General features: G+C 74.8%; 12 protein-coding genes. 3 read left to right on the plus strand and 9 right to left on the minus strand.

Annotation, left to right across the window (positions count from 1 at the left end; translation table 11 throughout):
* Positions 1-93: 93 nt before the first annotated feature.
* The 4 genes from QOL16_RS12345 to QOL16_RS12360 form a co-directional block, all read right to left on the minus strand.
* Positions 94-2,601 carry a bifunctional lysylphosphatidylglycerol flippase/synthetase MprF gene (locus QOL16_RS12345; protein WP_083230378.1) on the minus strand — a complete coding sequence of 836 codons (2,508 nt, stop codon included), beginning with the start codon at positions 2,599-2,601 and terminating at the stop codon, positions 94-96.
* Positions 2,598-3,917: an esterase family protein gene (locus QOL16_RS12350; protein ID WP_254780304.1), complete on the minus strand. Its 1,320-nt coding sequence runs from the start codon at positions 3,915-3,917 to the stop codon at positions 2,598-2,600. Before QOL16_RS12350 ends, QOL16_RS12345 begins: the two co-directional genes overlap by 4 nt.
* Positions 3,918-4,085: 168 nt before the next feature.
* The gene (locus QOL16_RS12355; protein WP_305410905.1) at positions 4,086-6,125 is read right to left on the minus strand and encodes a cell wall anchor protein; all 2,040 of its coding nucleotides are present in this window, start codon (positions 6,123-6,125) and stop codon (positions 4,086-4,088) included.
* 89 nt (positions 6,126-6,214) lie between these two features.
* On the minus strand, positions 6,215-7,609 hold the full coding sequence (locus tag QOL16_RS12360; protein WP_071284363.1) for a hypothetical protein: 1,395 nt from the start codon (positions 7,607-7,609) through the stop codon (positions 6,215-6,217).
* 110 nt (positions 7,610-7,719) lie between these two features.
* Here QOL16_RS12360 and QOL16_RS12365 point away from each other — a divergent pair, with 110 nt between their 5' ends.
* The gene (locus QOL16_RS12365; protein ID WP_071245647.1) at positions 7,720-8,151 is read left to right on the plus strand and encodes a GNAT family N-acetyltransferase; all 432 of its coding nucleotides are present in this window, start codon (positions 7,720-7,722) and stop codon (positions 8,149-8,151) included.
* A 44-nt stretch (positions 8,152-8,195) separates the two neighbouring features.
* On the opposite strand, the gene QOL16_RS12370 is transcribed toward QOL16_RS12365, so the two are convergent.
* From QOL16_RS12370 to QOL16_RS12380, 3 genes are all read right to left on the minus strand, one after another.
* Complete coding sequence (locus QOL16_RS12370; RefSeq protein ID WP_065964927.1) at positions 8,196-8,723, minus strand: Lrp/AsnC family transcriptional regulator; 528 nt, start codon at positions 8,721-8,723, stop codon at positions 8,196-8,198.
* A gap of 137 nt (positions 8,724-8,860) precedes the next feature.
* Complete coding sequence (locus QOL16_RS12375; protein ID WP_071284366.1) at positions 8,861-9,376, minus strand: hypothetical protein; 516 nt, start codon at positions 9,374-9,376, stop codon at positions 8,861-8,863.
* Between the two features lie 37 nt (positions 9,377-9,413).
* Positions 9,414-9,806: a DUF5997 family protein gene (locus QOL16_RS12380; protein WP_071245643.1), complete on the minus strand. Its 393-nt coding sequence runs from the start codon at positions 9,804-9,806 to the stop codon at positions 9,414-9,416.
* Positions 9,807-9,839: 33 nt separating this feature from the next.
* Here QOL16_RS12380 and QOL16_RS12385 point away from each other — a divergent pair, with 33 nt between their 5' ends.
* Positions 9,840-10,664: a LysR family transcriptional regulator substrate-binding protein gene (locus QOL16_RS12385; RefSeq protein WP_071284370.1), complete on the plus strand. Its 825-nt coding sequence runs from the start codon at positions 9,840-9,842 to the stop codon at positions 10,662-10,664.
* Entirely contained in the window at positions 10,661-11,131 is a 471-nt protein-coding gene (locus tag QOL16_RS12390) for a GNAT family N-acetyltransferase (RefSeq protein WP_083395012.1), read from the plus strand. The genes QOL16_RS12385 and QOL16_RS12390 overlap by 4 nt, the downstream gene beginning before the upstream one ends.
* 68 nt (positions 11,132-11,199) lie before the next feature.
* On the opposite strand, the gene QOL16_RS12395 is transcribed toward QOL16_RS12390, so the two are convergent.
* Positions 11,200-11,826, minus strand: a complete 627-nt coding sequence (locus QOL16_RS12395; protein WP_071284372.1) for a DNA-3-methyladenine glycosylase I — start codon at positions 11,824-11,826, stop codon at positions 11,200-11,202.
* A 141-nt stretch (positions 11,827-11,967) separates the two neighbouring features.
* Positions 11,968-12,375, minus strand: coding sequence for a VOC family protein (locus QOL16_RS12400; RefSeq protein WP_254780248.1), 408 nt, complete (start codon positions 12,373-12,375; stop codon positions 11,968-11,970).
* Positions 12,376-12,475: the final 100 nt, after the last annotated feature.

Consider the following 12,475-nt stretch of genomic DNA (forward strand, 5'->3'; position numbering starts at 1 on the left):
TCCGGTGGCGCGGTCCGCCACCGGCGCCGGGTCCCACGTGACGGACGGGAGGCCCGTGGCGGCGCCGCCACGTGCCTCCCGTCCGTCACCGCGTCAGCGGCCGCGGACCAGCGCGACCGCCTGCCGCACCGACAGGTCGGGGAGGTACGCGCGGACCACCGCGATCCCGATCGCGGGCAGCGCGACCGGGTCCGGGTACGCCAGCACGAGCGGGTGCAGCTCCGGGCCGAACTTCGCCTTGAACCGCAGCAGCGACCGGAACCCGTAGACCGGCTCGAGCACCCCGCCGACCAGGTCGAGCAGGCTCTGCACGCCCTCGCTCGCGGGCGGCGCGTCCGACGACGAGGCGAGCGGTGCCGCCGACAGGCTGAGCCGCTCGACGCCGTCCTGGCGCATCTGCTCGGCGGCGCTCGCGACGAGGAACTCCATCACGCCGTTCGGTGCCGCGGCCGTGCGGCGCATCACGTCGAGCGTCCAGCCGACCACGCGGCCCTCGCGGAAGGTGGGGAGCCAGCTCGTCACGCCCAGGACCGTGCCCTCGGCGTCGAGCGCGACGAGCGTGCGCACGGCGGGGTCGCGCATCTCGTCGACGCCGCCGAGCGTGAAGCCCATCTCCGGCAGTTCGCGCTCCGACACCCACTCCTCGGAGATCGCCTCGATCTGCCGGGTCGTGGCGACGGGCAGGTCCTGCCACGACGACCACAGGGCCGTGATGCCCTCGCGCTTCGCCTTGTTCACCGAGGTGCGGACGTCCTGCTTCTTCTTGCCGGTCGTGGTCCACGTGCGGGGGTCGAGGTCGGCGTCCTCGGCGACCGGGAGCGTCGCCCAGCCCTGCTCGACGAGGTGCGCGGCCGCGTCGGCCTCGATGCCGTAGTAGGCGGCCGTCCAGCCGTTGTCGTCGCAGTACCGCGCGAACGCGGTCATCGCGCGGTCGCGGGCGTCCGGCCAGCCGAAGGGTCCCCCGACGGTGACCGCGACCCGGCCGGTGCGGCGGTACGCGACGCCCGCGCGACCGTCCTCGGCGAACCAGTAGGCGTTCCCCTGCCAGGTCGTCATCCAGCCGAACGTGTCCCCGCCCGCGGCCTCGAGCAGCGCCCGGGCGCGAGCGCGGTCACGGCCGACGACGTCGGTGTCGAGGGCGTGCGGAGCGGCCCCGGTCGGACGGATCGCGGCGAGGGCGATGACCGTCCAGAGCGCCGGGCCGGACACGCCGAGCAGGAACCGGAGCGCCGGGTCCATCGCCGGCAGACGGTCCCAGAACGTCACGGGCGACAGCGGTCCGAGCACCGCCACGACCAGGCGGAGCGGGTCGGCCACGCGCTGCGGCGACGACGCGGCGGTGACGAGGACGAGCACGATGATGACCGCCGCGGCTGCGAGCACGACGACGCCGAACGTCGCCACCCGCCGACGCGACGGCAGCACCGTGAAGGACCGGCGCAGCACGACGAGCACGAGCGCGGTCGCGAGCGGCACGACGATGGAGGCAGCGATCGACAGGTCGACCACGACCTGGTTCTCCGAGCCGTGCAGCTGCTGCACCCGGCCGGGCACCGCGCTGTAGGTGACCGCGGCGGCGATGCCCGTGACGAGCTCGACCGCGACGACGAGCCACACCGCGAACCGGCTCCCGCGCATGAGCCCGAGGCCGCCGACCACCAGGACGAGCAGCGGTGCGGCCGCGAGGACGAGCGTCCACGGGTCGGTCGCGCGGTAGTTCAGCAGGCCGCGCAGGCACGTGTCGACCGCACCGTCGGCGTGGCAGCCGCGCACCGGGGTGACCGGCCCGGCGCCGACGACGGCCGCGAGCGGCGCGAGCAGGCCCACGCGGGCGCGGGACACCAGGGCGATGACCGGGCCGACCGCGGACACGAGCACGACCGTGCCGAGCAGGACCCGGGTCTCGCGGTGCGAGCTGCGGACCCACCCGATGCGTGCGGGGCCGCTGCGGAGCAGGGTGCCGAGGCCCCAGCCCACGAGGGCGGCGCACGCGGCGTACAGGTCGGAGACGTGCCCGGCGTAGAGCAGCAGCGCGGCGACCACGGCGAACGCGTTGACCCGGATGCGTCGTCGCCAGAGCGGACCGGCGAAGGCGCTCGCGGTGACGATCGTGCCGACCAGGGCGGTCCACGGGTCGAAGCTCGTCGCCCGACCGAGCAGCAGCGAACCGACGGGGCGACCGTCGGGGTCGAGGAGCGCCACGAGTGCGCCGAGCCCGGTCCCGACCACGGCCGTCACGACGAACGCGATCGCGGTGCGCCACGACCCCATCAGCCGTTCGGAGGCGCCGAGCAGCACCACGACGCCGGCGACGGTCGCGACGAGGGCGAGCACACCGGTCGACGCCGCGAAGACCCGGAGCGGGCCGAAGTGCGTCGGCTCGACGCCGTGCGAGACGCGCAGGGCGATGCCGACGATCGACGTCACCAGGACGAGCACCACGACCACCGCGGTCACCGGTCGACGCCGCAGCGCCCGCACCGTCGCCGTCCAGGCGGTCGACGCAGCGGTCGCGAAGCGGCCCGGCTCGCGGGGCGGCGGGGCCGACGGGGTCGGGGTCGAGGCCTGGGGCGACGTCGTCGTCGTCTCGTCCGTGGTCACAGTGCGCCCTCCGTCGCGGGGAGACCGAGGTGCGCGAGCACCGGCGGCAGTCCGTGCGCGAGCACGTACCGCACCGTGTTCCAGTCGTGGGCGGAGCCGGGCGAGACGATGGTGCTCGTCTGCATCCCGGCACGTTCCGCTGCCGCTCGGAGCAGTCCGGTCGACGCCGTGTACGGGGCGTCGTCCTGACCGTAGCCGAACACCGTCAGGTGGTCACGGTACGGCGCGTGCGCGGCCATCTCGGCGACCGGCATCGCGGCGCGGTAGGCGGCCGCGTCCCCGCCGAAGCCGAGGGCGATGGTCTGCTGCAGGCTGCCGTTCTTCGGGCCGAGCTCGCTCGAGATCGCGAGGGTGGTGCCGAACAGGTCGGGGCGGGACGCGCTGAACTGCATCGCGCAGGTCGCACCCTCCGAGAAGCCGGCGACACCCCAGTGCGCGGGGCCGCTCTCGACGGGCAGGTGCGCCTGGATCCAGTTCACCGTGTCGGTCGTGACGTACGTGGCGCTCCGGCCCAGTCGGCGCGAGTCGAGGCACATCGGGTTCCGGTTCGGTGCGCCGAGCTGGTCGGGCGAGACCACGATCGGGCCGAGGCCGTCGTGCTGTGCCGCGTAGTGGTCGAGGAACTGCCCCATGTCGCCGGTCTGGAACAGGTCGGCGGGCTGGCCGGGCTGCCCGGAGAACGCGATGATCACGGGCAGCTTCGGCGGGTTCGCGACGCGGGCGGCCGGCGGCAGCCAGACCACGGCCCTGCGGGCCCGGAAGTGCGAGACCGTGCCGGGGATGGCGACGCTCAGGGTCTCACCGCTGCGGGGCATGCCGGCCGGTGCGTGCCAGTCGGCGAGGTCGGTCGACGCCGTCGTGTGCTCGACCGGCAGCTTCACCGTCCGGTAGGGGCTGGTCGCGACGGCCTGCTCGACGTTCTTGTAGAAGCCGAAGTCGACGTTCACGCCGAGCGCCGCGGACAGGACGACCGCGACGCCGGCGACCAGTGCGAGGCCCCGACGTCGCCATCCGCCCTGCACGAGCACCGCGATCAGGAGCGCCACCCCGGCGAACGCGAAGGCGATCCACATCCTCGTGATCGGGGTGAAGGCCACACCGAACAGGTCCTGCACGTCACCGGTCCACCAGACCGCGACCAGGCCGACGACCGCACCCACGACCCCGGCACCGGCCCGGATCGCGAGTCGGCGTCCGCGGTGTCGCTCGCGCGCCGGGCCGACGAGGACCCAGGCCGTGAGGACGGCGGCGACGACGTAGACGGGGACGAGGAGCGACCGACCCGTGATCGGGATGCGCAGGAGTTCGTGGAGCACCCGTTCATCGTGGCGCGCACGACTTCCTGTACGGCCGGGAACCGCTTCCACTGCGCACAGGTTCGACACCGAGCGCTCCCAGGGAACGCTCTGTCGCCACCAAGACACGACGGTCCCCGGGCACGGGTCGGAGGGGCGCCGCGTGCGACGCCCCTCCGACCCGTGCTGTCAGGCGAGCCGCTTGCGCAGGACCATCGCCGCCGCACCCGCGAGCAGGAGCAGCAGGGCGATCCCGACGGGCAGCGTCTGCGACGCGGCCCCGGTGTACGCGAGCTGCGGCTGGTCGCCGCGGGTGGTCGCCGTGGTCGCGGCGGCCACCGTGGTGGACGCGGTCGTCCGGGAGGCGGTGGTCACCTCGGCGGTGCCGGCTGCGGTCGGGACGGTGGTCGCCGTCGGGACCGTGGTCACCACGGGCGTGGTGCCCGGGTTCGTGCCCGTGCCGGGGTTGGTCCCGGTGCCGGGGTTCGTGCCGGTGCCCGGGTCGGTCCCGGTGCCGGGGTTCGTGCCGGTGCCGGGGTTCGTGCCGGTGCCCGGGTCGGTCCCGGTGCCGGGGTTCGTGCCGGTGCCGGGGTTCGTCCCGGTGCCCGGGTTCGTGCCGGTGCCCGGGTTCGTGCCCGTGCCCGGCGTGGTGCTCGTGCCGTCGCCGACGATGCCGACGCCGTTGCCGCCGATGGTGACGGGGATGCTGATCACCGGGATGATCTGCGTGCCCGAACCGATGCCGCCCGAGCCCGAGGTCGAGCCACCGGTCGCCGGGGTCCCGGTGCCGGAACCCGTGGTCGGGGTGGTGCCGGTCGCGGTGCCGTCACCGATCACGCCGATGCCGTTCCCGCCGACGGTCACGGGGACGCCGATCACCGGGATGACCTGCGTGCCCGAACCGATGCCGCCCGAACCCGAGGTCGACCCGCCGGTCGTCGGGGTGCCGGTGCCGGAACCCGTGGTCGGGGTGGTGCCGGTCGCGGTGCCGTCACCGATGACGCCGATGCCGTTCCCGCCGACGGTCACGGGGACGTCGATCACCGGGATGACCTGCGTGCCCGAACCGATGCCGTCCGAGCCTGAGGTCGTTCCACCAGCAGCGGGGGCACCCGTGCCGGTAGCAGGGGTCGTGCCCGTCGCGGGAGTGGTGCCGGTCGCGGTGCCGTCACCGAGCAGCCCGATGCCGTTGCCGCCGATCGTGATCGGGACGCTCACCACCGGGGACACCTGCGTGCCCGAAGCGATGCCGTCCGAACCCGAGGTCGACCCACCGGCAGCCGGGGTCCCGGTACCGGCACCCGCGGTCGGGGTCGTCCCCGTCGCGGTGCCGTCACCGAGCAGCCCGATGCCGTTGCCGCCGATCGTGACCGGGACGCTCACCACCGGGGACACCTGCGTGCCCGAAGCGAAGCCGTCCGAACCCGAGGTCGACCCACCGGCAGCCGGGGTCCCGGTACCGGCACCCGCGGTCGGGGTCGTCCCCGTCGCGGTGCCGTCACCGAGCAGCCCGATGCCGTTGCCCGTCACCGTGACCGGGACGGACAGCACCGGCGCGATCTGCGTGCCGGAGGCAGTGCCGTCCGCGCCCGAGGTGGTCGGCGCGGTGCCGGTCGCCGCGGGCGTGGTCGCGGGCGTCGACGGAGCCGGTGCCGAGGTGGCCTCGGCGTCGCCGAGGACACCGACCGCGTTGCCGGTCGCCGTCACCGGTGCGGTGACGTCACCGACGACCTGGGTGCCGGACAGGACGCCGTCCTGACCGGAGGTGGTCGCCCGAGCCGGAGCAGCAGGCGCCGCAGACGCCGGAGCTGCCGGAGCCGGAGCAGGCGCCGCCGCCGCCGGTGCGGTCGTCGCGACGGCGTCGCCGCCGACGGCCACCGCGTTGCCGGCTGCCTGGACGGGTGCCGTCACCTCCGGGACCACCTGGGTGCCGGACGCGACGCCTCCGGCCCCCGAGGTGGACGGAGCAGGTGCAGGTGCCGGAGCCGGCGCGGTTGCCGGGGCCGGAGCCGGAGCAGCGGGTACCGCCGCGGAGACGGCGTCGCCGAGCACCCCGAGGGCGTTCCCGGTGACGGACACCGGTGCGTCGACGTGCGGCGCGACCTGGGTGCCGGAGACGATTCCGTCGGCGCCGGAGGTCGTGGCGGCGTTCGCTGCCGCTGCCCCTCCGATCGTGAGGCCACCGACGAAGAGGGCGAACCAGAGCCCTCTGCAGACGTGCTTGTTCATGGTCGTTCACTCCCTGATCGAGATCTGACGTCGACCGCGGTCACGGTCGACGGGTGCGATGCCTGCCGAGACGGACAGGCGCACCGACCTCAGTCAGGAGCGACGTCGTGGTCACCGACGACCGATGCGGGGACCGCGTCGTCGGTGAGCGTGCCGCGAGACCCCGCGGCGAGGGAGAACTGGGTGCCCGTGGTGCCGTCCACACCGGCCGGGGCGCTGCCCGCGGAGCCGGAGGTGCTGCCACCGGTCGTACCGGTGGAGCCGGTCCCGGTCGGCAGTGCGCCGTCCCGGTCGCCGTCCGCGGGGACGAGCAGTGCGTGGCCGCCGAGGGTGGCGGACAGCGGCTGCTCGGTGCCGGAGGACCCGGCGGCCGCGACACGGGCCTGCCGGTCACGGACCGGCGAGACGGCGGCGGCGGACCCAGCCGGGGTCGCGACCGCGTTCGACGCGGCGCCGACGGGACCGAGGTCCTGCGGCGCACCGTCCGACGGACGCGCGCCGAGCGGGGTGGTGCCGCCACCCTCCGGGGCCGGCGCGGTCCCGGTGACGGGGGTCGTGCCTCCCGGCAGCACCGGCGTTGTCGGCAGGGTCGGGACGGGCAGGGTCGGGACGGGCAGGGGGCCGATCGGGAGCGCGCCCTCGACGGGCGACACGACCGTGCCGACCGTGCCGGGCAGCGTGCCGACGGTGCTCCCGACGCCGCCCAGCAGGTCGTCGGTGACGCCCGTGACGGGGCGCGTGACCGTGCCGAGCGTGTCGTCACCGAGCAGGTCCCCGGTGACCGGCAGGACGCCGAGCAGGCCGTCGATCGCCTCGACCACCGCCGCGGTGGGGCGCGCGTCGGTGATGGCCTGCACGGTCCCGGTGACGGGCGTGAGGACGCCGACCACGGTGTCGGTGAGCGGCCGGGAGGCGGTGCCTGCGCCGTCCGCGTCGGCCGCCGTGGTCGGGGTGGTCGCCACCGACCCCGTCAGGCCGCCGACCAGGTCGGCCACCGGTCGCGCGGGTGCGGCCGGAGCACCGGCCACCGGGGCGGCCGGCGTCGCCGGTGCCGCAGCGGGCGTGCTCGACGACGGCGTCGCAGCGGCCGGAGCGTGGGCTGCGGGGGCCGGGGCAGCGGGCGCCGGGGCGCTGACCGGGGCCGGAGCCGCGGGAGCAGGGGCTCGCACCGGGGCCGGGGCCGCGGGAGCCGGGGCTCGCACCGGGGCCGGAGCAGCGGGAGCGGGTGCCGGAGCAGCGGGAGCCGGTGCCGCCGCGGGCACCACCGAGCGGACCGGCGCGACGACCTGGTCCACGGTGGAGCCCACCGTGCCGGTCACGCCCTGCACGAGTCCGCCGACCAGGCTGCGCTGCTGGACGCCCTCGGCGGAGGCCGGACGGGCACCGAGCACGAGCGAGAGCAGCACGAGGGCCGCGGCGACGCCGACGCCCGCGAGGACGTACCGGAGCATCGCGCGCCAGGGGTCGCGCAACGGCTGGTCCATGCGCTCACCTCCTGATCTCGGCTGCGCACGTAGAGTGGTTGACCGGTACCGTACGCCGGTCCACTCCGGAATGCACCCCTTTTCGGAGCAATCTTCAAGAAAGGCCGGACGTGGTCTCGATCTTCAACGCCCCGACCCGCAACCTCGACGTCGTCACGCTGCACGAGGTCCTCCGTCTGCGTCAGGACGTCTTCGTCGTCGAGCAGGAGTGCGCCTACGGCGACATCGACGGCCGCGACCTCGAGCCCGGCACGCTGCAGTTCTGGGCCGGTCAGGGGTCGGTCGACGCCACCCTCCGCCTGCTCCGCGAACCGGACGGCACCGAGCGGATCGGCCGGGTCGCCACGGCCAGGCACGCGCGTGGGCAGGGCCTCGGCGCCCGGCTCATGGAGGCCGCGATCGCCGAGTCGCGGTCGGGCTCGATCGCGATCCACGCGCAGGCGCACCTCGAGCGGTGGTACGGCCGGTTCGGCTTCGTGCGCTCCGGCGACGACTTCGTCGAGGACGCGATCCCGCACGTCCCGATGACCCGCACGCGCTAGCCGCCTCCCCTCCTCACCTCGGTGCGGGTGCACCCGCGACGGGGTCAGGCCCGCCAGCGCCGGAGCTCGTCGAACGAGCGGCCCTGCGTGGCCCGGTCGGCCACGAGTCGCTCGAACACGATGTTCGTCTGGGTCGTGGCCACCGCCGGGTCGCCGCTGAGCTCGTCGGCCACGAAGTCCCGGAGCTGCTCGGTCGACGTGCAGGCGATGTGCACGAGGAAGTCCTTGTCGCCCGCGAGGAACGACACGTCCTGCACGACGGGCACCCGGAGCAGGCGCTTCGCGAAGTCCCGGAGCTCGTGCCGGGCGGCGGCGTGCACCCGCACGGAGACCATCGCCTCGATCGCGAACCCGAGCCCGGCGACGTCGACGTCCGCGCGGTAGCCCCGGATCAGCCCGGCGTCCTCGAGCGCACGGACCCGGGTGAGGCAGGTCGACGGTGCGACGCCGACCTCGGCCGCCAACCGGTTGTTCGGGATCCGGGCGTCGGCGGCCAGGGTCCAGAGGATGCGCTCGTCGACCTCGTCGAGTCGCGGAGCGGGGGTGGCACGGCGGGCTGGGCGGTCGGACACGCACCGACGGTACCGCGGGCCGCGCCGTCCGCCCAGCGCGGGCCGACCGCCGGGGGTGCGCCGCGCCTCCCGGCCGCTGCCCGTGCGACGCGCGACGTGCGCCGCGTAGCGGACCCGGCCGCGCCGGACCCGCTCCGTCACATGGCGAGCGTCATGCCGACGACCGCGACGGTCATCGCGAAGACCTCGCCGCTTCGCACCGCGCGACGGTCCTCACGGGCCCACTCGTGGCGGAGCAGCCAGCCGCTGAAGGCGCAGTAGCCGACCACGCCGGCGCCGAGGACCGCCGTCAACGCGATCCCGTGCCCGGCGTGACCGTCGGCGAGACCGCTCGCGTGGCCCGTCAGGAGCATCCCGGACATGACGACCGCCGAGAGCGCGCGGTGCACGTCCATCGGCTCGGCGCGGCGGCCGTCCGGTCGACGTCGGCGCATCACCGGCAGCGGGGCCAGGAGCAGGAGCACGGTCGCGGCGAGGATCGTCCACGCGGCACCGGCGTGCGCGACCGGCAGCACCATCGCGACGAGCATCACCGTCGCGGGCACGATCACGCCCGGACGCGGGCGGTAGCGGTCCCCGACGATGCAGCACACCGACGCGAACTGCGGCACGACGAGCATCGCGTCGGCGACGGTCTCGTGCACGGCGGTCATGTCGGGCGGTGGGTCCGGTGCGGCTGGAGCCGGACGGTCAGTCCTGCTCGGCGCGCGCGGCGGCCTTGTCGGCGCGCTGCTGCTTCACACGGGCGTTCTCGGCGTGCACCTCGGCCTGGGTGGCGCGCTCGCGCACGAGCCACTCGGGCATCTCCTGCAGCAGCGCCTTGATCTCGGCGGTGGTCAGCGGTTCGTCGACGCCCGCGCGGGTGAGGCCCGAGATCGAGATGCCGAGCTTCTGCGCGACGACCGGGCGCGGGTGCGGGCCGTCGCGGCGGAGGTCCTCGAGCCACGCCGGCGGCGCGGTGCGGAGCTCGTCGAAGGCGGTGCGCGTGACGGGCTCCGCCTGGAACGACTCCGGGGCCGCCGTCAGCAGGATGCCGAGCTTCTTCGCAGCCGTCTCGGGCTTCATCGTCTGTTCCTGCGCCATGAGGACCAGGGTACGGCCCCTAAGCTCGGTTGCATGACCGCGGCACTCACCATCGCCTTCGTCCCGGGGGTCTCCCCCGCGAAGTGGGTCCGGGTCTGGCGGGAACGCCACCCGGACGCCGCCCTCGGACTGCGCCCCATCGGGCACGACGAGGTCGACGACGCACTCACCGGCGACGCCGACATGGCCTTCGTCCGGATGCCCGTCGGCGCGCACCTCAACGCCATCCCGCTCTGGACCGAGACCGCCGTCGTCGCGATGCCGAAGGACTCCCCGCTCGCCGAGGGCGACGTCGTCACCGACGCCGACCTCGCCGACGTGCACGTCGTCGACGCGGGCCCCGTCCCCGCGGACGTCGCCGCGGCGCTCGACCTGGTCGAGGCGAACGTCGGGGTCGTCGTGCTCCCCCAGTCGCTCTTCCGCGCCGCCAGCCGCAAGGACCTGGTCTCGCGGCCCCTCGACGGCGCCGCCGGGACGCGCGTCGCGCTCGTCTGGCGGGACGCGGACGCCTCGGAGACGACGGACGAGTTCATCGGCGTGGTCCGTGGGCGGACCGCGAACAGCTCGCGCTCCGACCAGGACCGGCCGGGAGGCGCGTCCCGCGTCGACGACGACGCTGCGGCCGGGGCGGACAGCCGGTCCGACGGCGGGGCCGGCTCGGCGCCCGGTGGCCGCGCCGGTTCCGGCGGGCGCGCCGGTTCGGGCAGCGGTTCCGGCGGCGGCAAGGCCAGCGCGAAGCAGACCGGCGGCGGCAAGGCCGGCGGCAAGGGTGCGCGGAAGCCCCGCGGCGGCGGCCGTCCGGGCACGCAGCGCCTCGGGAACGGGAAGCCGAAACGCGGATCCAAGGGCAACCGGTGACCGAGACGCGACTCGTCCCGATGCCGGCCGACCGGCTGCCGGGCTGGCTCGACCGGACGATGACCGAGTACGTCCGGTCGCGGATGCGCGCCGGGGAGTCGCGCGAGCGGGCCGAGGCGAACGCCCAGCGGTCCACCGAGCAGTGGTTCCCGGACGGCACACCGCTGCCGGAGCACTTCGTGTGGGACGTCGTCGACGAGCAGGACGAGGTCGTCGGGTTCCTGTGGATCGGCCCCTTCACGGTCGGCGGGTCCGAGTGGTGGGTGTTCGACGTGGAGATCGACGAGCCGTACCGCCGCCGCGGGCACGCGCGTCGGGCGCTCGAGGCCGCGCAGCGCGTCGCGGCGGAGCACGGGGCGACGAGCATCGGGCTGAACGTCTTCGGCTACAACACGGGCGCGCAGGACCTGTACGCGCAGCTCGGCTACCGCGTCACCGCGACGCAGATGCAGCTGCCGCTGGCCTGAGGCGGTCCGTCGTCGGGGTGCTGCCGCGGCGGCGCTCGCTGCTGCGGGGTCCGCGGCGGTGTCGGGTGTCAGGACCAGACGCCGGAGGTCCCGCGTCGGTGGCTGCCGACCAGGTGCGTGTCGACGATGCCGAGCGCCTCCATGAGGGCGTGCATCGTGGTCGGCCCGACGAAGGCGAACCCGCGCTTCCGCAGGGCCTTCGACAGCGCCGTCGACTCCGCACTCGTCGTCGGCACCTCGTCGATCGTCCGCGGCGCCGGCGTGGTGTCGGGGCGGAAGGACCAGACGAGGTCCGCGAGGCCGCCGTCGGCGCGGAGGGCCACCGTGGCGTTCGCGTTCGTGATCGTCGCCGTGATCTTCGCCCGGTTCCGCACGATGCCGGCGTCGCCCATCAGGCGTTCGACGTCGTCGTCCCCGAACGCGGCGACGGTGTCCGGGTCGAAGTCCGCGAAGGCCGCCCGGAACGCCGGACGCTTCGCCAGGATCGTGCGCCAGGACAGTCCGGACTGGAACGCCTCGAGGGACAGGCGCTCGAACACGCCCCGCTCGTCGCGCACGGGCACGCCCCACTCGGTGTCGTAGTAGTCCCGGAGCAGCGGGTCCGTCGCGGCCCACACCGGGCGGGCCAGTCCGTCCGCACCGACGACGAGGCCCGACGGGGTGCTGGCGGGGGCACTGTCGTCCGAGGTGCTCACGGTCCCATCCTCGCGGGTACGTCCGACGCGCGTCGCACGGTCGGGCGTCGCCGCCCGGTGCTCGGTCGGGCGTCGCCGCCCGGTGCTCGGTCGGGAGCCCCGGCCCGATGCTCGGTCGGGCGTCGCCGCCTGGAGCGGTCGTTACTCGGTCGGCGGTCCGACCCGCATCACGTCCTGGTCCATCCAGACGTACTCCCAGCGGTGGCCGTCCGGGTCGGTGAAGCTGCGCTGGTACATGAAGCCGAGGTCGGTCTCGGGCCGGTCCTCGTCGCCGCCCGCCATCACCGCGGCGTCGACGATGCGGTGCACCTCGTCCTTCGACGCCGCGCTGAGCGAGTTGATCACCTCGATGGAGCCGCGGTCGGCGATCGTCTTGTCGGTGAACTCCCGGAACTTCGCGTGCGTGAGGATCATCACGTACACGGTGTCGCTGACGGCGACGCAGGCCGCGGTCTCGTCGGTGAAGTCCGGGTTGATCGAGTAGCCGAGCGCCTCGTAGAACGCCTTCGAGCGGTCGAGGTCGGCGACGGGGAGGTTGATGAACACCATCTGGTCCACGGGCGGGTCCTTTCGTCAGGATCAACCTGGCCCGACTCCCCCGCCGGCGCAACCGTTCCGGCTCGGTACGGCCGGTCCACGGCGGACATCG

It is taken from the genome of Curtobacterium sp. MCBA15_004 (genome assembly GCF_001865055.2).
GTDB lineage: Bacteria > Actinomycetota > Actinomycetes > Actinomycetales > Microbacteriaceae > Curtobacterium.

Bases quoted from the DNA above. Each gene is read 5' to 3' on its own strand.
- QOL16_RS12360 (WP_071284363.1), bottom strand. From the start codon at position 7,609: ATGGACCAGCCGTTGCGCGACCCCTGGCGCGCGATGCTCCGGTACGTC.
- QOL16_RS12385 (WP_071284370.1), top strand. From the start codon at position 9,840: ATGACCGCGGCACTCACCATCGCCTTCGTCCCGGGGGTCTCCCCCGCG.
- QOL16_RS12375 (WP_071284366.1), bottom strand. From the start codon at position 9,376: ATGACCGCCGTGCACGAGACCGTCGCCGACGCGATGCTCGTCGTGCCG.
- QOL16_RS12400 (WP_254780248.1), bottom strand. From the start codon at position 12,375: ATGGTGTTCATCAACCTCCCCGTCGCCGACCTCGACCGCTCGAAGGCG.
- QOL16_RS12380 (WP_071245643.1), bottom strand. From the start codon at position 9,806: ATGGCGCAGGAACAGACGATGAAGCCCGAGACGGCTGCGAAGAAGCTC.
- QOL16_RS12355 (WP_305410905.1), bottom strand. From the start codon at position 6,125: ATGAACAAGCACGTCTGCAGAGGGCTCTGGTTCGCCCTCTTCGTCGGT.